17 protein-coding genes are annotated in these 22,145 nt (G+C 65.6%); 4 read left to right on the top strand and 13 right to left on the bottom strand.

Going from position 1 to position 22,145, the window contains the following annotated elements:
- Positions 1 to 61 precede the first annotated feature (61 nt).
- The gene (locus U1737_RS02595; RefSeq protein WP_332795487.1) at positions 62 to 1,165 is read right to left on the bottom strand and encodes an NADH:flavin oxidoreductase/NADH oxidase; all 1,104 of its coding nucleotides are present in this window, start codon (positions 1,163 to 1,165) and stop codon (positions 62 to 64) included.
- 184 nt (positions 1,166 to 1,349) lie between these two features.
- Here U1737_RS02595 and glgX point away from each other — a divergent pair, with 184 nt between their 5' ends.
- The 4 genes from glgX to treY are packed head-to-tail and all read left to right on the top strand — an operon-like array spanning position 1,350 to position 9,575.
- Positions 1,350 to 3,452 carry a glycogen debranching protein GlgX gene (gene glgX / locus U1737_RS02600; RefSeq protein WP_332795488.1) on the top strand — a complete coding sequence of 701 codons (2,103 nt, stop codon included), beginning with the start codon at positions 1,350 to 1,352 and terminating at the stop codon, positions 3,450 to 3,452.
- Positions 3,449 to 5,155: a malto-oligosyltrehalose trehalohydrolase gene (gene treZ, locus U1737_RS02605; RefSeq protein ID WP_332795489.1), complete on the top strand. Its 1,707-nt coding sequence runs from the start codon at positions 3,449 to 3,451 to the stop codon at positions 5,153 to 5,155. Before glgX ends, treZ begins: the two co-directional genes overlap by 4 nt.
- A complete protein-coding gene (gene malQ, locus U1737_RS02610; RefSeq protein ID WP_332795490.1) occupies positions 5,152 to 7,140 on the top strand; it encodes a 4-alpha-glucanotransferase in 1,989 nt (662 codons plus the stop codon). The genes treZ and malQ overlap by 4 nt, the downstream gene beginning before the upstream one ends.
- Positions 7,137 to 9,575 (top strand): malto-oligosyltrehalose synthase, encoded by a 2,439-nt coding sequence (gene treY / locus U1737_RS02615; RefSeq protein WP_332795491.1) that lies wholly within the window; start codon positions 7,137 to 7,139, stop codon positions 9,573 to 9,575. Before malQ ends, treY begins: the two co-directional genes overlap by 4 nt.
- 4 nt (positions 9,576 to 9,579) lie before the next feature.
- Here the strand turns inward: treY and U1737_RS02620 are convergent, their stop codons facing one another.
- The 12 genes from U1737_RS02620 to aroQ all read right to left on the bottom strand — a co-directional run bounded on the left by U1737_RS02620 (position 9,580) and on the right by aroQ (position 22,105).
- The gene (locus U1737_RS02620) at positions 9,580 to 10,608 is read right to left on the bottom strand and encodes a c-type cytochrome (RefSeq protein WP_332795492.1); all 1,029 of its coding nucleotides are present in this window, start codon (positions 10,606 to 10,608) and stop codon (positions 9,580 to 9,582) included.
- Positions 10,605 to 11,225, bottom strand: a complete 621-nt coding sequence (locus U1737_RS02625) for a cytochrome c oxidase assembly protein (protein ID WP_332795493.1) — start codon at positions 11,223 to 11,225, stop codon at positions 10,605 to 10,607. Before U1737_RS02625 ends, U1737_RS02620 begins: the two co-directional genes overlap by 4 nt.
- Positions 11,222 to 11,605 (bottom strand): hypothetical protein, encoded by a 384-nt coding sequence (locus U1737_RS02630; RefSeq protein ID WP_248520741.1) that lies wholly within the window; start codon positions 11,603 to 11,605, stop codon positions 11,222 to 11,224. Before U1737_RS02630 ends, U1737_RS02625 begins: the two co-directional genes overlap by 4 nt.
- Positions 11,602 to 14,148 carry a cytochrome c oxidase subunit I gene (ctaD, locus tag U1737_RS02635; protein WP_332795494.1) on the bottom strand — a complete coding sequence of 849 codons (2,547 nt, stop codon included), beginning with the start codon at positions 14,146 to 14,148 and terminating at the stop codon, positions 11,602 to 11,604. Before ctaD ends, U1737_RS02630 begins: the two co-directional genes overlap by 4 nt.
- Entirely contained in the window at positions 14,145 to 15,113 is a 969-nt protein-coding gene (locus U1737_RS02640; RefSeq protein ID WP_248521451.1) for a cytochrome c oxidase subunit II, read from the bottom strand. Before U1737_RS02640 ends, ctaD begins: the two co-directional genes overlap by 4 nt.
- Positions 15,114 to 15,303: 190 nt before the next feature.
- Entirely contained in the window at positions 15,304 to 16,899 is a 1,596-nt protein-coding gene (locus U1737_RS02645) for an isocitrate lyase (protein WP_332795495.1), read from the bottom strand.
- A 297-nt stretch (positions 16,900 to 17,196) separates the two neighbouring features.
- Positions 17,197 to 18,609, bottom strand: coding sequence for a type I glutamate--ammonia ligase (glnA, locus tag U1737_RS02650; RefSeq protein WP_248520738.1), 1,413 nt, complete (start codon positions 18,607 to 18,609; stop codon positions 17,197 to 17,199).
- A 144-nt stretch (positions 18,610 to 18,753) separates the two neighbouring features.
- Positions 18,754 to 19,092 carry a P-II family nitrogen regulator gene (locus tag U1737_RS02655; RefSeq protein WP_055875939.1) on the bottom strand — a complete coding sequence of 113 codons (339 nt, stop codon included), beginning with the start codon at positions 19,090 to 19,092 and terminating at the stop codon, positions 18,754 to 18,756.
- Between the two features lie 184 nt (positions 19,093 to 19,276).
- Complete coding sequence (locus tag U1737_RS02660) at positions 19,277 to 19,612, bottom strand: arsenate reductase family protein (RefSeq protein WP_332795496.1); 336 nt, start codon at positions 19,610 to 19,612, stop codon at positions 19,277 to 19,279.
- 206 nt (positions 19,613 to 19,818) lie between these two features.
- Positions 19,819 to 21,171 carry an acetyl-CoA carboxylase biotin carboxylase subunit gene (gene accC / locus U1737_RS02665; protein ID WP_332795497.1) on the bottom strand — a complete coding sequence of 451 codons (1,353 nt, stop codon included), beginning with the start codon at positions 21,169 to 21,171 and terminating at the stop codon, positions 19,819 to 19,821.
- Entirely contained in the window at positions 21,171 to 21,656 is a 486-nt protein-coding gene (gene accB / locus U1737_RS02670) for an acetyl-CoA carboxylase biotin carboxyl carrier protein (RefSeq protein WP_332795498.1), read from the bottom strand. Before accB ends, accC begins: the two co-directional genes overlap by 1 nt.
- A 14-nt stretch (positions 21,657 to 21,670) precedes the next feature.
- On the bottom strand, positions 21,671 to 22,105 hold the full coding sequence (gene aroQ, locus U1737_RS02675; RefSeq protein WP_332795499.1) for a type II 3-dehydroquinate dehydratase: 435 nt from the start codon (positions 22,103 to 22,105) through the stop codon (positions 21,671 to 21,673).
- Between the last annotated feature and the right edge of the window lie 40 nt (positions 22,106 to 22,145).

A 22,145-nucleotide genomic window follows, 5' to 3' on the forward strand; every position in this document is an offset into this window, starting at 1 on the left:
TCGCCGATGGTCGGTTCGCGGAACGGTGGACCCCGGAACAAGTCCGGGGTGACAGAGAAGCCTACCCCTCAAACAAATCCTTAAACTGCCTCGGCTGCGACCGGAGATACTGGTTCGGCGCCTTCACCTTCCCCCCAAGATGCGCTGCCGCATGCCAAGGCCAGCGCGGATCGTACAAAATCGTCCGAGCCAGCGCGATCATGTCCGCATCGCCCGTCCCTACGATCGCCTCGGCCTGCTCGAAATCGGTGATCAGCCCCACCGCGACGACCGGGATCGACACCGCCTGCTTCACCGCGCGGGCCAGCGGCACCTGATAGCTCGGCCCGACCGGGATCTGCTGGGCCGGCGTCGTGCCCCCACTCGAGACGTGGATCGCGCTACACCCGCGCGCCTCGAGCGCTTTCGCGAACGCTACGGTCTGGTCCGAATCCCAGCCGCCCTCGGCCCAATCGGTCCCCGACACCCGCATCGTCACCGCACGCTCGGCTGGGAACGCAGCCCGAACCGCATCGAACACCTCGAGCGGGAAGCGCATCCGGTTTTCGAGACTGCCGCCATACTCGTCCTCGCGCCGGTTCGACAGCGGCGACAGGAACTCGTGCAACAGATAGCCATGCGCCGCATGCAATTGCACCGCGTCGATCCCGAGCCGAGCAGCCCGCACCGTCGCTGCCACGAACGCATCGCGCACCCGCGCCAGTCCTTCGGCATCGAGCGCGACCGGTGCGTTCTCCTCGGGCAGGAACGGGACCGTCGAAGGCCCCTCGGTCTGCCAGCCGTTCGGCTCACCCGGCGCGATTTGGAGCCCGCCCTTCCAAGGCACTTCGCACGACGCCTTGCGCCCGGCATGCGACAACTGGATCGCGATCGGCATGTCGGACCAGCGTCGCACGCTCTCGATGACCCCCGCCATCGCCGCCTCGGTCGCATCGTCGTACAGCCCGACGTCACCATGCGTGATCCGTCCTTCGGGCAGCACCGCGCTCGCCTCGATCGTCAGCAATGCAGCCCCCGACAGCGCGAGCTGGCCGAGATGGATCTGGTGCCAGTCGTTCATGCAGCCGTTTTCCGCCGAATACTGGCACATCGGCGCAATCACGATCCGGTTGGCGAGCGTCAGATTGCCGACCGTGAGCGGCTCGAACAGTTTCGGGCCGCTCATGCGGGGATCGATCGAATGGGAAAAGGCATAGGGATGTCCCTTGAAATCTGAGAACGTGCGGCGAAAACTCGCTGCTGCGAGCGGAACATAGGAACCGGCGGACGGGTTTCACGGCAAGGAATGCTGCACCGCGGTAAAGCCGCGCGCGCAGCGAGACGATTACGACACGAAAAGGGTCTTCGCATTGCATCTACTGCCCGACACGCTCGACGCCGGCTCGGCATACCCCCTCGGCGCGACCTTTGACGGCCTCGGCGTCAACTTCGCAGTCTATTCCGCCAATGCCGAGAAGATCGAACTGTGTGTTTATGACGAAACCGGCCGCCGCGAGCTGAAGCGCTATGCGCTTCCCGAGTGGACCGACGAGGTCTGGCACGGCTACCTCCCCGACGCGCAGCCCGGCCTCGTCTACGGCTATCGCGCCCACGGCCGGTACGCGCCGGAAGAAGGCCACCGCTTCAATCCCAACAAGCTGCTGCTCGATCCCTACGCCAAGCAGATGATCGGCGAACTCCGCTGGACCGACGCGATGTACGGATACCAAGTCAAGTCGCCGCGCGCGGACCTGAGCTTCGACAAGCGCGACAGCGCGCTGACGATGCCCAAGGGCGTCGTGACCGACAGCCATTTCGACTGGTCGCGCGACGTGCGCCCGAATACGCCCTGGTCCGAGACGGTGATCTACGAGGCGCATACCAAGGGCCTGACCAAGCTGTTCGAGGAGGTCCAGCCCTCCGAGCGCGGCACCTTCGCGGCGCTCGGCAACCCCAAGGTCATCGATCACCTCAAGCGCCTCGGGGTCACCGCGCTCGAGCTGCTGCCGATCCACACCTATATCCAGGACCGCTTCCTCCAGGAGAAGGGCCTGCGCAATTACTGGGGCTATAACACCCTCAACTTCTTCACGCCCGAGCGCTCGTTCTTCGCGACCGACAGCCACAACGAACTCCGCCGTTCGATCCGCCGGCTGCATGCGGCCGGGATCGAGGTGATTCTGGACGTCGTCTACAACCACACCTGCGAAGGCTCCGAACAGGGCCCGACGCTCTCCTGGCGCGGGCTCGACAACGCCAGCTACTACCGGCTCGTCAAGGACGACCCGCGCTATTCGATCAACGACACCGGCACCGGCAACACGTTGAACCTGACCAAGGCGCGCGTGATCCAGATGGTCGCGGACTCGCTGCGCTACTGGGCGACCAGCTTCGGCATCGACGGCTTCCGCTTCGATCTCGGCCTGACGCTCGGGCGGACGGACACCGGCTTCGATCCCGGCGCGGGCTTTTTCGACGTTCTCCGGCAGGATCCCGTGCTCGGCCGTCTAAAGCTGATCACCGAGCCGTGGGACATCGGCCCCGGCGGGTATCAGCTCGGCAACTTCCCCCCCGGTTTCGCCGAGTGGAACGACAAATACCGCGACACCGTGCGCAAATTCTGGCGCGGCGACCACGCGCAGCGCGCCGATCTCGCCGCGCGCCTGACAGGCTCGGCCGATCTGTTCGACCGCCGGGCGCGCCGCCCCTGGGCGAGCGTAAACCTGCTCGGCGCTCATGACGGCTACACGCTCGCCGACACCGTCGCCTACGAGGAACGCCACAACGAGGCGAATGGCGAGGACAACAACGACGGCCATTCGAACAATTGCTCCCGCAACTGGGGCGTCGAAGGGCCGACCGAGGATCCCGCGATCCTCGAAACCCGGTCGCGCGTGATGCGCTCGATGCTGACGACGTTGTTCTCGTCGCTCGGCACGCCGATGCTGGTCGCCGGCGACGAGTTCGGCCGCACGCAGCACGGCAACAACAACGCCTATTGCCAGGACAACGAGATCAGCTGGCTCGATTGGGAGAAGGCGAAGTCCCCCGAAGGCGAGGCGCTGATCGACTTCACCGCTCGCCTTATCGCGTTGCGCCGCGAATACGGCATGCTGCGTGCCGGTAACTTCCTCTACGGCGACGACACGCCGGCCGAAGGGCTGAAGGACATCGAATGGTGGGACGAGCGCGGCCAGCAACTCACGGCGGAGGATTGGGACAACACCAACGGCCGCGCACTGGTGATGCGGCGCGCGTGCGAGATGGAATCGGGTGAGATCCAGGTGATCTCGCTGTTCCTCAACGCCTCGGAGGGGCCGCTGACCTTCCACATGCCACCCCCCGAAGAGGTGGAGCGCACCGTGCTGATCGACAGCAGCAAGCCCGAGCAGGGGCCGACGCCGATCAAGGATAGCTACGAGCTTCCCCCCCAGGGCGCGGCGTTGCTCGCGTGGACGATCGCAGCGGCATGAATTGGGGACCGACGCTTGGCGAAGACGGGACGACGTTCCGCCTTTGGGCTCCCGACCGCGAAGTCGTGACTCTGGAGATCGCGGATGGCGATGCGGTTCCCATGATCCGCAACGCCGACGGCTGGTTCAGCACCTCGGCGCCCGTAGGGCCGGGTACCCGATACCGGTTCCGGCTGGCCGATGATCTGACGGTCCCCGACCCGGCCTCGCGAGCACAATCGGGCGGCGTCCATGGGTGGAGCATCGTCGTCGATCACGCCGCCTATGACTGGCGCACGACAGACTGGCGCGGCCGTCCGTGGGAAGAGATGGTCATCCAGGAAGTCCATGTCGGCACGCTCGGCGGCTTCGCGGGCGTCGCGGATCACCTCCCGGCAATCGCCGCGCTCGGCGTGACGGCGATCGAACTCATGCCGGTCAACGCGTTCGGCGGTACCCGAAACTGGGGCTATGACGGCGTGCTGCCCTACGCCCCGGCCGAAAGCTATGGCAGGCCCGACGACCTGAAGGCGCTCGTCGACCGCGCGCACGAACTCGGCCTCGCGGTGTTCCTCGACGTCGTCTACAATCACTTCGGTCCCGACGGAAACTATCTCGGCGCCTATGCGAAGGACTTCTTCCACGCCGAAGTCGATACCCCTTGGGGCGGCGCGGTGGCGGTCGACCAGCCGCCGGTCCACCGCTATTTCGTCGACAATGCGCTGATGTGGCTGAACGAATACCGCTTCGACGGCCTCCGCTTCGACGCGGTCCACGCGATCGCAAACGACGATTTCCTCGATGCGATGGCCGCCGAACTCCGCGAAAATACTGCGGCCCGGCACGTCCATCTCGTCCTTGAGAACGAGGGGAACGACGCCGAGCGTCTTCACTCGGCCGCGTTCGACGCGCAGTGGAACGACGACTTCCACAACGTCCTCCATGTGCTGCTGACCGGCGAAACCAGCGCCTATTATGCTGACTTTTCAGACCGTCCGGCCGAACGCCTCGCACGCTGCCTGGGCGAAGGCTTCATCTACCAGGGGGAGGGCTCGCCCAACCACGACGGCAAACCGCGCGGGAAGCCGAGCGCACATCTGTCGCCGACCGCGTTCGTCGCGTTCCTGCAAAACCACGACCAGATCGGTAATCGCGCGATGGGCGAACGCCTGACGCTGCTCGCCGATCGCCAGAAGCTGCGCGCCGCCACCGCCTTGCTCCTGCTCGGCCCGCAGATCCCGTTGCTGTTCATGGGCGACGAGCATGGCAGCGAAAGCCCGTTCCTGTTCTTCACCGATTTCCACGACGATCTCGCCGATGCGGTGCGCGAAGGCCGCCGCAGGGAATTCGCTAAGTTCGCCGCATTCGCCGATCCCGAAGCGCGCGAGGCGATCCCCGATCCGAACGCGCACAAGACCTTTCATCGGTCGCGCGCAGAACCTGGCCCGGATGCGACCAAGTGGCAAGACCTGTTCCGTAACCTGCTGAAAATCCGCTACGACGCGATCATCCCTCGCCTCCGTGGCACGACCGCGATCGGCGCCGAAGCGATCGGGAAGGGGGCGGTCGTCGCACGCTGGACGATGGGCGATGGCGCGGTGCTAACGATCGCGCTGAACCTCGGGGACGAGGCCGTGTCGTTCCCCGAGATCGACGCTGCACCGATCTTCGCGGATGGCGGACTCGGCCAGTCCGGCAGCGTCGCAGTCTGGCTGGAACGATGAGCAGCCTGCAAACGCTGGCGACCGTGGCGGGGCTGCAACTCGAATGGCAGGATGCCGCCGGTCGACGCCAGACGGTGTCGGACGAGGCATTGCGAGCGATCCTCGATCGCCTCGGCCACCCGTCCGCCAGCACCACGCAAATCGCCGACAGCCTCGCTGCTATCGCAGTCAGGGCTGCGCGAGCGCCTCGCTTCCTGTCGGTCGATGTCGGCGATCCCATCCAGCTTGCGACGACGCTGTCGGGCGAGGCCGAACTCACCCTAGAAAACGGGATACGGACGTCGGTTGCGATCGACCGAGGCGCGTTGAAGCCAATCGAGCACACCGGCTATCATCGTCTCGAAATCGGCGACGACGTGATCGACCTGCTCGTCGCCCCCCGACGCTGCTTCACCATCGCCGATGCCATACCGGGGCGCAAAATTTGGGCGCCCGCGGTCCAGATCCCGAGCCTGCGCAGCGAGACTGCCAAGGCATTTGGCGACTTCGGCACGCTCGCCGACGCCGCCCGAGCGTTCGGGGAGCACGGTGCCGACGCACTCGCCATCAGTCCCACGCATGCGCTTTTTCCCGCGGACGCCAGTCGTTACAGCCCTTACGCACCGTCGAGCCGGCAATTCCTCAACGGCCTGTATGCCGATGCGTCCGCGTTCGCCGGGACGTTGGACGACCCCGCGCCTGACTTGCCCGCGCCCGACTTGATAGACTGGCAGCGCGCAATTCCTGCCAAGCTCGCACGCCTTCGTAAGACCTTCGACCAAGATGCTCGGCAACTTGGCAAAACTCTCGACGCATTCAGGCGGGAGGGCGGAGACGACCTCGAACGTCACGCCGAGTTCGATGCTCTCCACGCGCATTTCTTCGCGACAACCGGCGCGCGAGGCTGGCAGCAATGGCCGGCCGAGTATCATGATCCTGCCAGCCCAGCCGTCCGCCGCTTCGTCACCGAGCATGCCGATGACGTTACCTTCTACGTCTTCCTCCAATGGCTCTCCCGTCGCGATCTCGACGCCGCACAGACCGCCGCGAAGGATGCAGGCATGGCGGTCGGCCTCATCGCCGACCTCGCCGTTGGCATGGACCCCGGCGGCAGCCACGGCTGGAGCCGTCGCGGCGACCTGCTGACCGGCTTGTCGATCGGCGCACCACCCGATCCACTAGGTCCGGACGGGCAGAGCTGGGGGATTACCGGCTTCGATCCGCACGCGCTCCGCGAAACCGGGTTCGCTTCGTTCATCGCCACAATTCGCGCCGCCCTCGCGCATGCCGGCGGTATCCGCATCGACCACGCGTTCGGCCTGCGCCGCCTCTGGGTTGTGCCCGAAGGCGCATCGGCAGCAGAGGGCGCGTACCTCGACATGCCGTTCGACGACATGATGCGGATCGTCGCGATGGAATCACAGCGCGCGAAGGCGATCGTCATCGGCGAAGACCTCGGCACCGTCCCCGACGGCTTTCGCGAGGCGATGGATGCGCGGGCCATGCTCGGTATGCGCGTACTCTGGTTCGAGCGCGACGTGGACGGCTTCGTGCCCCCCGCGAGATGGTCTCCCGACGCGGTGGCGATGACCGGTACGCACGATCTCGCGACGGTCGCGGGCTGGTGGAGCGGCCGCGACATCGACTGGACGTGGGACCTCGGTCGCAAGTCCGACGCGGTCGACGAGCCCGCAGACCGGGCAGCCCGCGCCGATGATCGCGCGGCGCTCTGGTCCGCTTTCGACACGGGTGCCAAGCGATCATCGCCCGACGATACCGGCCCGGTCGTCGACGCTGCGATCGCGCATGTCGCCGGCACGCCCTGCGCGCTGGCGATCATACCCATCGAGGATCTGGCCGGGGTGATCGAGCAGCCGAACCTCCCCGGCACGATCGACGAACATCCCAATTGGCGCCGCCGCCTGCCCGACACGACCGAGGCACTGCTCCAACGCCCCGCTGTCGCCGCCCGCATCGCCACGCTCAACGCCACGAGACCTGCATGATCCCCCCCACGACACCGCGCGCAACCTACCGTTTCCAGTTCCACAAGGACTTCACCTTTGCCGATGCGGAGGCGCTGGTGCCGTATCTCGACGACCTGGGGATCAGCCACCTCTACGCCTCGCCGATCACAACTGCCCGCAGCGGGTCCACCCACGGCTACGACGTCGTCGATCCGACCCGGATCAATCCCGAACTCGGCGGCGAAGAGGCCTTTCGCACCCTGGTTGCAGCACTCCGCGCGCGCGACATGGGCGTCATCATCGACATCGTCCCCAACCACATGGGGGTTGCAGGTGGTGAGAACGCGTGGTGGAATGACGTCTTAGCACACGGTGAGGCTAGCGAATTTGCGCGCTACTTCGACATCGACTGGCGCGAGAAGCTGGTGCTCCCGATCCTCGGTGATCCGCTTGCCAAGACGCTCGCGAATGGTGCGCTCAAGGTCGAGCAGATCGACGGTCGGTATGTCCTCGAAGCCTATGGCGAACATCGCCTGCCGATCCGCGACGAGGATCAGGCGACCGCCGAGACCGACGACATCGCCGCGCTGGTCGACCGCCAGCATTACCGCCTCGCCTCGTGGCGCGTCGCCAACGACGAGCTCAACTGGCGGCGGTTCTTCACGATCAACGATCTCGCCGGCCTCCGCGCCGAAGACCCGGTCGTGTTCGAGGCCACGCACGCGCTCTATTTCCGCCTCTACGCCGAGGGCTTGATCGACGGCGTCCGGGTCGATCATGTCGACGGGCTGACCGACCCCGCCGGCTATTGCCGCCAGCTCCGGGCAAGGTTCGATGCGATCGAGCGTCCCGCCGATGCGCCGCCCGGTCGCGCGTACATCGTCATCGAGAAAATCCTGGCCGAAGGCGAACCGCTCAGCACCGACTGGGGCGTCGACGGCACCAGTGGGTACGACTTCATGGAGCAGGTGACGGCCCTGCTCCACGCGCCCGCCGGTGCCGAACCGCTCGCCGAACTCTGGGCGGACATCAGTGGCCGCTCCCCCGACTTTGCGCCCGAGGAACTGCGCGCGCGGCAGGAATTGCTCGCGTGGCAGTTCCACGCGCAGCACCGTGGCTGCATCGAGGCCTTCGTCGCACTCGCCCGCTCGACGCCCGAATGTAATGGCCTGACGCGTGGCATGCTCGACCGCGCGATCGAGCGCCTGTTGCGGGTCTTCCCGGTCTATCGCACCTACGGAACAGGCGATGCCGCCCCGGCAGCGGATGCTGCGATCCGCGAGACGGTCCGCCAGCGCGTGGCTCAGTTCGTGCCACCGGGCGAGGAGGCGGTGGTCGAGCGGATCCTCGCGTGGCTGGCAGGCGAAGGGCCTGGGGATGCAAAGCTCGCCGCCGAGGCGGTGCGGAAATTCCAGCAACTCTCTGCGCCGATTGCGGCCAAGGCGGTCGAGGACACCGCCTTCTATCGCTACGCCCGCCTGCTCTCGCGCAATGACGTCGGGTTCGACGCGGCTCGCATGTCGCTCGATATCGACGAGTTCCACGCGGCCATGGTCGAGCGCGCCCGCGATTGGCCGGCGGCCATGCTTGCGACGGCGACTCATGACCACAAGCGGGGCGAAGACGTCCGCGCAAGGCTCGCGGTGTTGAGCGAACTGCCCGACCTCTGGGGCGCGCGCGTGGAACGATGGCGCGAACTCGCCGCGCCGTTTGCCGACGGGGTCGATCCCGCCGACGCCTATATGCTGCTCCAGACGCTGTTCGGCGCTTGGCCCGAGGGCCTGACTGCAGCGGATACAAAAGGACTGTCGGACTTTGCCAGGCGGATCGTCGCGTGGCAGGAAAAGGCGTTGCGCGAGGCGAAGCTGCGCTCGTCCTGGGAGGCGCCGGACGAGGCTTATGAGAGCCGCTGCCACGATCTGGCACGCGCGCTGCTCGATCCTGAGCGGTCGCAGGCTTTCCTCGACGACATAACTGCGTTCGTCGCTCGGATCGCACCCGCGGCGGCGGCGAACGGCCTTGCGCAAGTCGCGCTGCGCTATACCGTTCCCGGCGTCCCCGATCTGTATCAGGGCAGGGAGATTGCAGATCTAAGTCTGGTCGATCCCGACAACCGCCGGCCGGTGGATTACGCGTACCTTCAGGCGTCGCTAGCCGTCGATACGCCAGCAAAGATGGCGCTGATCCGACAGCTTCTCACGCTGCGACGGACGCATCCGACGGTGTTCTCGGAGGGATATTACGAGCCCATCGCGTTAAGCGGTATCCGCGCCGACCAGGCCATTGCATTTCGCCGGATCGGTCCGGACGCAATTATGCTTTGTGTGATCCCGCTACGCTGTGCCGAGCGATATCTCGACCGGATCGACGCGCGCGACTGGTGGGGCGACACCGCCCTCGCATCCGGTGAACCGCTCGCCGATCTGCTCGGCGAGCGTTCCGTGTCGATCGAGATGCTGCCCGCGAACGGCTAAGCGATCAGCGGCCTGCGAGATAGCGCGCGAGCGGGTCGATCATGTCCTCGGGGATACGGCGGGCGATGACCGGCATCGTCGCCTGCGATTTTCGCGCGTCGACCACCGTCTCGTCGCCGCGCCAGTTGCGGAGGCGTTGGGCGATGTAGCTGGCACGCTGGCCGGCAAGGACGGGGTAGGGCTTGCCGGGGGCGTGGCAGCTCGCACAGGGAGGGAGCTGGACCTTCGGCAGCCCTTCGCGGTCGATCTTGGCAGCCTCGGCCGAGCCCGACGGCGTGACGCTGCCGATACCCGGCATCGCTGCGAAGTGATCCGCCAACCGCGTCATCTCTGCCGGCGTCAGCGTCGCGGCGGCGTTCACCATGACCGCGCTCTGGCGCTTGCCGGTCGCATAGGCCTCCAGTGCTGCACGGAGATACGCCGGGCTCTGGCCGCCGAGTACCGGCATGTCGGGCTGGTTGCGACCTCGCCCATCCGCGCCGTGACAACCGGCGCAGGTCGCGATCTTGGCATCGGCGATGCCCGGCACTTCGGTCAGCGAGCGATAGGTCGCGGGCGACATCTCGGGCAGCAGTCGGACGAAGGCGACCATGCGGCGGACTTCGTCGTCGCGGTCCTTCGCCGCCCAGCCGGGCATGCCGGTGTATTTCACGCCGTGCTTGAGGATCCAGAAGATCTGCTTGTCGGTCCATTCTCGCGCGTTGACCGACAGGTCGGGAGCAGGGGGCGTCGCGGCCTGCATCACCGGGAGCGGACGCACGCCGGGCGCGCCGTGGCACGAAGCGCAGCTGGCCTTGAACAGGCCGGCGGCGCTGACGAGGCCTTCCTTCGCCTTGGGATCGTCGGGGGCGGTGACGGCGGCGTAGGTGCGGACCGAGTTGCGCATCGTCCAGTGGAGGAACCAGTCGGTGATCTTCCAATGGCCCGACGACGCGGCGATGTTGAATACGCCCGACCACGCGAACAACAGCCCGGCGAGCGCCAGTCCGACGATGGCGGCGGCGGCGCGCGCCCAGGTGATCCGGATCGTCATGCGGTCGCGCTCCGTGTCTTCAACAGTCCGCCGAGCATGGCTAGCCCGCCGAGGAAATAGCTCGCAGCGCCGACCATCAGCATGACGACGCCGCCGAGTTGCTGGTCTTCGAGTGCGTCGAGACCGTGCGTTGCCGGGTGCATGGCCATCATCGCGTAGAGCGGTCGCGGGGCGAGGCCGATCAGTGCGCCGAGCAATGTCATGTGCATCGAAGTGAGCAACATCGCCGCGACACCCGACGCCCGTCGATCGCTCGCGCCGCCGGTGCGCGTCCCGAGCACAGCGCTCCACAGGAGGACGCCGGCCGCAAGAAAGCTTGCCTGTTCGACTAGCAAGGCTGCGGGCTGCATGTCGACGCGCAGTCTCAGCGCGGGGAGGTGCCAGAGCCACACCACGACCAGCTCGACCAGCGACATCGCCAAGGGTGTCACGATCGCGGGCCAGCGCTCGGCCGGATCCCAGCGCGAACCGGCGATCCCGTACGCGAGGAACAGTGCGGCGACCGCGACCGCGATCATGTGGCCCGCCATATGCCCGACCATGCCCAGTGGTGCAGCCGCAAACGCCCAGCCGAGCGGGACGAGCACGACGCCCAGCGCGAGGCTCGCGCGTCTCATCGGCAATCGCCGAACATGATGACGGGTAGCGCGGTGAAGATGACCGCGACGAAGCTCAGTCCCGCCAGCAAACGTGTCGACAGCGCGAGGAAGCGCAGCCGGTCGATTGCCGTGCCCTGTTCGTGGGGGGCGGGATCGCCCGGCGTCTCGGACTGGACGCGCGCGATATAGCCTGCCGCGACGATCCCCAGCAGCGCCACGATCGTCGCGATCAGCGTCGCCAGCGGGAAGCCGTTCAACGCCGTCCCCGGCGCGGACGATTTCGCGCACGTTACCGCCACCCACAAATAGCAGAACAGAAAATGCGCGGCCCAGATCGTCGGCGGCACGATCAGCGTCCACAGCGTGACCTTCAGGTCGCGCGCCCAATGCTTCTTCATGCGACCCCCGGGAACAGGCCGATCGTGCAGAATGTCACGATGCCCGTCAGCGCGAGGAAGTGGTGGTACACGGTGATGTTGCGCAGGTCCGCGTCATAGACCGGCGTCATCTTGCTGGCGAGGCTACGCGCCAATGTATAGCCCTGCATGATGACCCCGATCGCGGCATGCACCGCGGTCCAGATCGCCAGCGTCCAGACGATCGCGGGATAGACGTGGAGTTCGGGGTCTAACCCCGAATACCATGGTCCGGCGAGCCCGGCGAAGAGGCTCGCCAGCGTCGCGATGATCCCGACCACCAGCAGCGCGCGGCCGGCGGCGACGTTGCCGCGGCGATGGACTTCGCGTGCGCCGACGGTGGCGGCCCAGCCCGCTAGGGTCAGCGCTAGCGCGACCATCGGCCAGAACACGCCCGGCCCGTTCAGCCCGACGCCGCTCGGCGGGAAATCATTGTGGATCGTCCAGAAGAAGAAATAGCCGAACACCAGCCCCGAGAACGCGGTCGCGTCCGCCATCATCGTGATGAACATCGCCCACCAGCCCGGTGCCGACGGGCCGGAGGTATAGAGCGGCACCTCGATGCCGTGGCCGATATGCTTGGTCGGCTTTTCGGGGATCTCGGCGGTCCCGGTCCACAGCCACCACAGCACGCAGGCGAGCGTCGCCACGCCGCTGACCGCCGACCAGATATAGAGGTGGTAGGTCGTCAGGATGAACACGCCCGCCAGCGCGACCGCGGTCATCATCGGCTTCACGCTCGGCGTACCGAGGCGGATCACCTGCACCGGGCGCGCGTCGAGCACGGAGGTGACGATCGACTCGCGCCGCATCTCCTCCGCGTCGGGCAGGAAGAAGCGGCCCTCGTCGACCTTCTGGACGAAGTTCTTCTGGTCCCAGATCGGATAGCGGCTTTCGATCAGCGGCACCGAGCGGATGCCCCAATCCTCGTCGTCGGGCAGCGCGAGCCATTCGAGCGTTCCCGCATTCCACGGATTGCGCGGCGCCTTGGGGCGGCGCGGCGACAGCGCGAGGTCGATGCAGACGATCAGTACGCCCGTCGCGAACATGTACGAGCCGATCGTCGAGGCAAGGTTGAGCCCGCCGATTCCGAGTTCCTCCGGATAAGTGAACACACGCCGCGGCATCCCGAGCAGGCCGGACAGGTGCATCGGAAAGAACGTCACGTTCATCCCCACGAACATGATCCAGAACGCGATCCGCCCGAGCCTGTCGCTGAGCTTCTTGCCGGTAATCAGCGGCCAGTAATAATAGAGCCCGGCGAAAAGCGGTAGCAGCGTGCCACCGATCAGCACGTAATGCAGATGCGCGACGATGAAATAGGTGTCGTGCGCCTGCCAGTCGAACGGCGCGACCGCGACCATCACGCCGCTCAGGCCGCCGATCACGAACACGGCCAGGCTTCCGCTCGCGTAGAGCAAAGGCGTCGATTTCTTGACGTTGCCCGCCCACAGCGTCGCGATGAACACGAAGATCTGCACGCCGGTCGGGATCGCCACCGCTTCCGATGCCGCTGCGAAGAAGGCGAGACTGATCTTCGGCAGGCCGGTCGTGAACATGTGGTGGACCCACAGCCCGAAGCTCAGGAACGCCGTCCCGACCGCAGCCAGCACGATCCACGGATAGCCGAGCAAATGGCGTTGCGCGAAGGTCGGGATCAGCATTGCGAACAGCGCAATCGACGGCAGGAAGACGATGTAGACTTCCGGGTGGCCGAAGATCCAGAACAGATGCTGCCACAGCAGCGGGTCGCCGCCCTTCTCCGCGTTGAAGAACGGCCAGTTCAGCAGCCGCTCCATCTCGAACAGCACGTCGCCCGCGATCAGCGGCGGGAACGCGAACAGTATCATCACCGCGACGACCAGGATGTACCAGGCGTAGAGCGGCATCAGGTTGAGCCGCATGCCTGGCGGACGGCATTTCAGCACGCCGACGATCAGCTCGACCGCCGCCGCCACCGACGACACCTCGATGAAGCTCAAGCCCAGCATCCAGATGTCGGCGCCGAGCCCGCTCAGATCGGTCCGCGTCGTCAGCGGCGGGTACATGAACCAGCCGCCATCGGGCGCCGCGTCGAAGAAGATCGAGCCCGACACGAACACGCCGCCAATCAGGAAGCTCCAGTATCCGAACGACGACAGCCGCGGAAACGGCAGGTCGCGCGCGCCGAGCAGCTGCGGCAGGAGGATGATCGAGACCGCCTCGAACATCGGCACCGCGAACAAGAACATCATCATCGAGCCGTGCAGCGTGAACAGCTGGTTGAACGTGTTCGCGGTGACGAGGTCGTTGTTCGGCACCGCGAGCTGCGTGCGCATGATCAGCGCGAGCACGCCCGCGAACAGCATGAAGCCGAACGCGGTCAGCGTATACCACACGCCGATCCGGTTGTTGTTGACGTCGGTCCAGCGGAAGAACCAGCCCGAGGGCGGCTTCCATACCTCGCGAAGACGGTCCTCCTGGCCCTTACGGACCGCGGGATCATTCTGGTCGGGCGCGACATACGGGGTGCTCTCGGTGGTCATTTGAGCCCCTGAAGGTAGCTTGCGATCTGGTCGGCTTCGGCAGCCGACATCTGCGGGAAGGCGGGCATCCGCACGCCGGGCTTGGTCTTGCCCGGATCGCGCACGAAACCGGCGATGTTGGCGCGGGTCATCGGCAGCACACCTGCGGCGAGTGTCGGACGCGAGCCGAAGTGAGTCAGGTCGGGGCCGATCTTCGCGACGGGCCCGACGCCGCGGACGCTGTGGCAGCCGCTACAGCCGTAGCTTGCGAACAGGCGCGCGCCGGGCGATGCGGTGACGGTGGCGGGCCTGGCCTGCGCGGCGAGCCAGCTCGCGAACGCGGCGGGCTCCATCGCGATGACATCGAACGCCATCAGCGCATGGCCGAGCCCGCAGAACTCGGCACAGACGCCGCGGTACGTCCCCGCCTTGGTCGCACGAACGACGAGGCGGTTGGTGCGGCCGGGGATCATGTCCATCTTGCCAGCGAGGCCGGGCACCCAGAAGCTGTGGATGACGTCGGGGCTGCGCAGCGACAGTTCGACGGTGCGGCCGACGGGCAGGCGGAGTTCGTTGGCCGCCTCGACCACCGATCCGCCCGGCGGCGCATAGCGGACGCGCCACCAGAATTGTTCGCCCTCGACACCGATCCGGAGATCGCCGTTCGCAACCTCGCGCGGGCGCATCGCGGGCAGGGCGTAGAGTAGCAGCGCAAGCAGCAGGATCGAAGGCCCAATGCCGCCGAGCCACAGCACCAGCTTCATGCCGCCCTTGTGTGTCAGCCGACCCTCAGGTGCGCGCATCGCATGGCGCATCAACAATGCCAGACCGCCCGCAAGAATGATCGCGCCGATGACCAGGACGATGGTGATCGAGAGGACCTTGTCCGCTTCCTCGCCGAACGGCGCGAGCGTCGACTGGTGACGGTTGCACGCCGTCAACAGCGACAGGCACACCCCCACGGAAAGAAAAATAGCCTTCCGCATCATCACCTTGCCACCCTTTAGAAGGACTTCTCCTAGCGGCCAGGGCGGGGCGGCGTAAACCCGAAAATGACATATGTTTCATGTTGGGGGTGAAGCACTGTCCCTATCTCCGATCTCGATATGCGATCCGACACCGCAGCGGACCGTCAGGCAAGGTGCACGCCGGAACATGCGCTCCGGCGTGTGCAGATCAGGCGGCGAACTGGTTCATCGTGTTGTGTGCGCCACCGGCCTTCAACGCCGCCTCGCCCGCGAAATACTCCTTGTGGTCGTCGCCCAAGTCCGAGCCGGACATGTTCTGGTGCTTCACGCAGGCGATGCCCTCGCGGATCTCCTTGCGCTGGACGCCCTTCACATAACCGAGCATCCCCGCATCGCCAAAATACTCCTTGGCGAGATTGTCGGTCGAGAGCGCGGCGGTGTGATAGGTCGGCAGCGTGATGAGGTGATGGAAGATGCCCGCGCGCTTGGCCGAATCCGCCTGGAAGGTGCGGATGCGCTCGTCGGCTTCGTCGGCCAGCGCGGTGCCGTCATAGTCGACGCTCATCAGGCGCGCGCGGTCATAGGCGGAAACGTCCTTATCCTCGGCGGCCCAGGCGTCGAACACCTGCTGGCGGAAGTTCAGCGTCCAGTTGAAGCTTGGCGAGTTGTTGTAGACCAGCTTCGCGTTCGGGACGACTTCGCGGATGCGGTCGACCATGCCGGCGATCTGCTCGATGTGCGGCTTCTCCGTCTCGATCCAGAGCAGGTCAGCGCCGTTTTGAAGTGACGCGATGCAATCCATGACGCAGCGGTCTTCTCCCGTGCCGGCGCGGAACTGGAACAAGTTGGAGGGCAGGCGTTTTGGACGGAGCAGCTTGCCGTCGCGGTTCAAGATCACGTCGCCGTTGCGCGCGGTCGTGGGATCAATCTCCTCGCAATCGAGGTAGGAGTTATACTGGTCGCCGAGGTCGCCCGCTTCCTTGCTGACCGCGATCTGCTTCGTGAGGCCGGCGCCGAGCGAGTCGGTGCGCGTGACGATGATGCCGTCCTCGACGCCGAGTTCGAGGAACGCGTAACGGCAGGCGCGGACCTTCGCGAGGAAGTCCTCGTGCGGCACCGTGACCTTGCCGTCCTGGTGGCCGCACTGCTTCTCGTCACTGACCTGGTTCTCGATATGGAGCGCGCAGGCCCCCGCCTCGATCATTTTTCGCGCAAGCAGGTACGTAGCCTCTGCGTTGCCGAAGCCCGCGTCGATATCGGCGATGATCGGCACGACGTGAGTCTGGTGGTTCTCGATCGCGTTGAGCAGGCGCTGTTCCTCGATCGCATTGCCGGCAGCGCGGGCCGCGTCGACCTCGCGGAACATCATGCCGAGTTCGCGGGCATCGGCCTGGCGGAGGAAGGTGTAGAGCTCCTCGATCAGCGCGGGGACGCTGGTCTTTTCGTGCATCGACTGGTCGGGCAGCGGGCCGAACTCGCTCCGCATCGCCGCGACCATCCAGCCGGATAGGTACAAATACCGCCGGTCGGTCGTGCCGAAATGCTTCTTGATGCTGATCATCTTCTGCTGCGCGATGAACCCGTGCCAGCAGCCGAGCGACTGCGTGTAGTTCGCCGGGTCGGCGTCATAGGCGGCCATGTCCTTGCGCATGATCGCGGCGGTGTAGCGGGCGATGTCGAGCCCCGTGGCGAAACGGTTCTGGAGCCGCATCCGCGCGACCGATTCGGGTGAGATCGCGTCCCAGGTGCCGTTCTGGTCGGCGATGAGGTTGGTGATCCGGGCGATATGCGTCTGGTAGGTCACGGGCGATCCTTCGCTGCTGCGTTGATCGCTGTGTAGGGTTGTTGACAGGGTTTTTGTTGGGAATGCGGTTGGCGATGAGGTGTGGATGTCACTGGCGGCGCGCGCGTCGTGTCGTTGTGTAAAAAAGATTACAGGATAGGTTAGGCAGGTGCGATACGAAAAAGGGCGCACGGATTGCTCCGGGCGCCCTTTCTCAGTTCAGCGACGTGGCGAAGCCACGCCGTCGGTCGTCGCTACTCGCGACGCCGGCCGACAGCGGCTGTGCGCTCTCGCGCACCGCCATGCGGCCCGCACGGCTCAGCCGCTGTAGTACATGTCATACTCGACCGGGCTAGGCGTCATCTCCCAGCGCGCGACCTCGGCGTACTTGATCTCGACATAGCTCTCGATCTGGTCCTTCGAGAACACGTCGCCCTTCAGCAGGAAGTCGTGATCGGCGAGCAGGCACTCGAGCGCCTCGCGGAGCGAACCCGCGACGGTCGGGACCTGCGCGAGCTCTGCGGGTGGCAGGTCGTACAGGTTCTTGTCCATCGCCTCGCCCGGGTGGATCTTGTTGAGGATGCCGTCCATGCCAGCCATCATCAGCGCCGCATAAGCGAGATACGGGTTGGCCAGTGCGTCCGGGAAACGCACTTCGACGCGCTTCGCCTTGGGGCCGGTGCCGTACGGAATGCGGCACGATGCCGAGCGGTTGCGCGCCGAATAGGCGAGCAGCACCGGGGCTTCGTAGCCGGGGACGAGGCGCTTGTAGCTGTTGGTCGACGGGTTGGTGAACGCGTTGACTGCTTTCGCATGCTTGATGATGCCGCCGATGAAATACAGGCACATGTCGCTGAGGCCTGCATAGCCGTTGCCGGCGAACAGCGGCGTCTTGCCTTCCCAGATCGAGAAGTGCGTGTGCATCCCCGAGCCGTTGTCCTCCTTGATCGGCTTCGGCATGAACGTCGCCGTCTTGCCGTACGCATGCGCGACCTGGTGGACGACGTACTTGTAGATCTGCATGCGATCCGCGGTCTGCGTCAGCGTACCGAAGGTCAGGCCCAGCTCATGCTGTGCGGCGGCGACCTCGTGGTGATGCTTGTCGCACGGCAGGCCCATCTCGATCATCGTCGAGACCATCTCGCCGCGGATGTCGACGGCGCTGTCGACCGGTGCGACCGGGAAATAGCCGCCCTTCGCGCGCGGACGATGGCCCATGTTGCCACCCTCGTATTCGCGACCCGAATTGCCCGGCAGCTCGATGTCGTCGATCTTGTAGTAGCTGCTCGAGTACGTGTTTTCGAAGCGGACGTCGTCGAACATGAAGAATTCGGCTTCGGGGCCGACATACACGGTGTCGCCGACGCCGGTGGTCAGCAGATACGCCTCGGCGCGCTTTGCGGTCGAGCGGGGATCGCGCGCGTACAACTCGCCGGTGACCGGATCGGCGATATCGCAGATCAGGATCATCATCGGCGTCGCCGAGAACGGATCGATGTAGATTGCATCGAGATCGGGCTTGAGCGTCATGTCGCTCTCGTTGATCGCCTTCCAGCCCTCGATCGACGAGCCGTCGAACATCAGGCCGTCGGTCAGCTCGTCTTCGCCGATCAGGCTGGCGACCATCGTCAGATGCTGCCACTTACCCTTTGGATCGGTGAACCGCAGATCGACCCACTCGATCTCCTGGTCCTTGATCATATTGAGAACGTCGGAGGCCGAATTCGCCATGATGCTTGCCCTTCGTTTTTGAGATATCCGCCGCCTCATGCGGGGAATCTAATTGCGGTATGGATTGAGATTTCCACACAATGTTGCGCCGCGTCAAATGACGATGTCGTTACCTGCCGTCAACGCCCCATGCGTGGGTTTGAACTAGATTGCGTCGTCGTCGCGCTCGCCGGTGCGGATGCGAAGCGCACTCTCAACCGGAATGACGAAGATTTTCCCATCGCCGATCCGGCCGGTCTGCGCGGCCGCGGCGATCGCCTCGACGACGCGCTGCGCGAGCCCGTCCTCGACGACGACCTCGAGCTTCACCTTGGGCAGGAAGTCGACGACATATTCCGCGCCGCGATACAGTTCTGTGTGGCCCTTCTGCCGGCCGAAGCCCTTGGCTTCAGTCACGGTGATGCCGCTCACGCCGATCTCGTGCAGCGCTTCCTTCACCTCATCCAGCTTGAACGGCTTGATGATGGCTTCGATCTTTTTCACAGGTACGCCCCCGATTGTCGTTGAAACCCTCGCCCTCGCGAGCGAGCCGTCCGCCCTGAAGGGCGCCTTGCACCAAGCGTGCCAGCCGAGGCGCCCTCGGGCAACCGCGGAATATGTTTGATTTCACTGCCCGAAATTGCGGCACCTAGGCGGTGCGTGCGCAATGCAAGGGCAGGGGAGCCGATCACAGGATCTCGCGCAGCCGTGCGATCGGGCGACCGAGCCGGACGCCCTTGTCGGTCTCGACCAGCGGGCGTTCGATCAGCAGCGGGTCGATCATCATCGCGTCGAGGATCGCTTCGGAGTCGCCGTGCTTCACGGCCTTTGCGCCGTCCTCGGCCATGCGCAGGCCCTGGCGCGGAGTCATGCCGGCGCGGTCGTAGAGGCGGACGAGTTCCGCGCGGGTGGGCGGCGTCTTCAGATATTCGACGATCGTGACGTCTGCGCCTGCCTCCTGCAGCAGGGCAAGCGCCTCGCGGGATTTGGAGCAGCGCGGGTTGTGGTAGATCGTCGCCTTCACGCATGCTCCGTTATCATCTGACACCCCGTCATCCCAGCAAAAGCTGGGATCCCCGCTGCCCACCCCGTCATCTCAGGGAAAGCTAAGAGCTCCCGCTGCCCCAATCCGTCATTCCAGCTAAAGCTGGGATATTCCGCTTGGTTTGCGATGCGACCCGAACGGGGAGATCCCAGCTTTCGCTGGGATGACGGGGGGTGAGGCGGCCGTTAAGCCCCCTGTTTGGCCAACCACTCTTCCAGCCACTTGATCGTGTACGCGCCCTCCTGGAACTCGGGATCGTCGAGCAGCGCACGGTGCAGCGGGATCGTCGTCGTGACACCCTCGATCACCATCTCCTCGAGCGCACGCCGCAACCGCCGCAACGCACCCTGCCGGGTCGTCCCGTAGACGATCAGCTTGGCGATCATCGAGTCGTAGTAAGGCGGCACGCGATACCCGGCATACAGCCCACTATCGACGCGCACATGCATCCCGCCCGGCGCGTGATACACCTTCACCAGCCCCGGCGACGGCGCGAACGTGCGCGGGTCCTCGGCGTTGATGCGGCATTCGATCGCATGGCCGCGGAACTGGACGTCTTCCTGGCGCAGCGTCAGCGGATGACCCTCGGTCACGCGGATCTGCTCGCGCACGAGGTCCAGCCCGGTGATCATCTCGGTCACCGGATGCTCGACCTGGAGCCGGGTGTTCATCTCGATGAAGTAGAATTCGCCCGCTTCCCACAGGAACTCGATCGTCCCCGCGCCGCGATAGCCCATGTCGGCCATCGCCTTGGCGACGATCCCGCCCATCCGCTCGCGCTCTTCGGCGGTGATGATCGGCGAAGGAGCTTCCTCGAGCACCTTCTGGTGGCGGCGCTGGAGCGAGCAGTCGCGCTCGCCCAAGTGGATCGCGTTGCCGTTGCCATCGCCGAAGATCTGGAATTCGATATGCCGCGGATTGCCGAGGTATTTTTCCATGTAGACGGTGGCGTCGCCGAACGCCGCCTTCGCCTCGCTGCCGGCTTGCTGCATCTGCGTCTCGAGATCGTCGGCGTCGTTGACGACCTTCATCCCGCGACCACCGCCGCCGGAAGCCGCCTTGATGATCACCGGATAGCCGATCGATTCGGCGATCGCCTTGGCCTCGGCGATGTCGCTGATCGCGCCGTCCGAACCGGGGACGAGCGGCAGCCCCAGAGCGCCCGCGGTGCGCTTGGCCTGAACCTTGTCGCCCATCGTCCGGATATGTTCGGGCTTCGGACCCACGAACAGGATGTTGTGAAGCTCGACGATCTCGGCGAACTGCGCGTTCTCGCTGAGGAAGCCGTAGCCGGGATGGATCGCGTCCGCCCCCGAGATTTCGGCGGCCGAGATGATGTTCGGGATGTTCAGATAGCTGTCCGCGGCGGACGGCGGTCCGATGCAGATCGCCTCGTCCGCGAGCCGCACGTGCATCGCGTCGGCGTCGGCGGTCGAGTGCACCGCGACCGTCTTGATGCCCATCTCATGGCAGGCGCGGTGGATCCGCAGCGCGATCTCGCCGCGATTCGCAATGAGTAGCTTCTTGATTTGCGGCATTATTCGACCACGACGAGGGGCTGGTCGAACTCGACCGGCTGGCCGTTCTCGACCAGGATCGCGGTCACGGTGCCGGCCGATGGCGCGACGATCGTGTTCATCACCTTCATCGCCTCGATGATCAGCAGCGTGTCGCCGGCATTGACCTTCTGGCCGACGGTCGAGAACGGCTTAGCCTCGGGGTTGGCGGCGAGATAGACGGTGCCGACCATCGGCGACTTGACCGCGCTCGCGCTGATCGCGGGGGCGGACGCGCCGACCTCGGCCTGCGGGATCGACAGCGGTGCTGAGACGGGGGCCGGGGCGGGCGGCGCATAATGCGCGACGGGGGCTGCCTGGGCCGCCTTGCGCGCGACGCGAATCCGGCGCGAGCCGTCCTCGACTTCGATCTCGGTCAGCTGCGTGGTGTCGAGCAGTTCGGCGAGCTGGCGCACCAGGGTCACGTCGACCTGCATTGCGCCTGTGTTTTCGGTTGTATCGGTCATGGCGGGGCCTCCTGTCAGAACCGTGCGACGGCTTCAAGCGCGAGCACATACGAAAGCGCGCCGAAACCCGCGATCGTACCCTTCGCCGCCTGGCCGACCAGGCTCACATGCCTGAACGATTCGCGCGTGTGGGGGTTGGAAAGATGCACTTCGATCACCGGCGTCTTCACGCCCTTGATCGCATCGTGCACCGCGACCGAGGTATGCGTGAATGCGCCCGCGTTGAGGATGACGGCCTTCGCACCGCGCGCCTGCGCCTCCTGGATCCAGTCGACGAGGTGGCCCTCGTGATTCGACTGGCGCATGTCGATCTCCAGGCCCAACTCGCGCGCGCGGTCCTCCAGCATCCCGGCGATATCGTCGAGCGTCTCGTCGCCATAGATCTCCGGCTCGCGCGTTCCCAGCAGGTTGAGGTTGGGGCCGTTCAGGACGAAAACGGTATCTGGCAAGAGCGATAGCCTTTCGGTTGCGGGGCCGGCGAAGCGATCC

Source organism: Sphingomonas fucosidasi, from assembly GCF_036663855.1.
In the GTDB taxonomy this organism is placed as follows: domain Bacteria; phylum Pseudomonadota; class Alphaproteobacteria; order Sphingomonadales; family Sphingomonadaceae; genus Sphingomonas; species Sphingomonas faeni_B.

Bases quoted from the DNA above. Each gene is read 5' to 3' on its own strand.
- U1737_RS02595 (WP_332795487.1), bottom strand. From the start codon at position 1,165: ATGAGCGGCCCGAAACTGTTCGAGCCGCTCACGGTCGGCAATCTGACG.
- treZ (WP_332795489.1), top strand. From the start codon at position 3,449: ATGAATTGGGGACCGACGCTTGGCGAAGACGGGACGACGTTCCGCCTT.
- malQ (WP_332795490.1), top strand. From the start codon at position 5,152: ATGAGCAGCCTGCAAACGCTGGCGACCGTGGCGGGGCTGCAACTCGAA.
- treY (WP_332795491.1), top strand. From the start codon at position 7,137: ATGATCCCCCCCACGACACCGCGCGCAACCTACCGTTTCCAGTTCCAC.
- U1737_RS02620 (WP_332795492.1), bottom strand. From the start codon at position 10,608: ATGACGATCCGGATCACCTGGGCGCGCGCCGCCGCCGCCATCGTCGGA.
- U1737_RS02625 (WP_332795493.1), bottom strand. From the start codon at position 11,225: ATGAGACGCGCGAGCCTCGCGCTGGGCGTCGTGCTCGTCCCGCTCGGC.
- U1737_RS02630 (WP_248520741.1), bottom strand. From the start codon at position 11,605: ATGAAGAAGCATTGGGCGCGCGACCTGAAGGTCACGCTGTGGACGCTG.
- ctaD (WP_332795494.1), bottom strand. From the start codon at position 14,148: ATGACCACCGAGAGCACCCCGTATGTCGCGCCCGACCAGAATGATCCC.
- U1737_RS02640 (WP_248521451.1), bottom strand. From the start codon at position 15,113: ATGCGGAAGGCTATTTTTCTTTCCGTGGGGGTGTGCCTGTCGCTGTTG.
- glnA (WP_248520738.1), bottom strand. From the start codon at position 18,609: ATGGCGAATTCGGCCTCCGACGTTCTCAATATGATCAAGGACCAGGAG.
- accC (WP_332795497.1), bottom strand. From the start codon at position 21,171: ATGCCGCAAATCAAGAAGCTACTCATTGCGAATCGCGGCGAGATCGCG.
- accB (WP_332795498.1), bottom strand. From the start codon at position 21,656: ATGACCGATACAACCGAAAACACAGGCGCAATGCAGGTCGACGTGACC.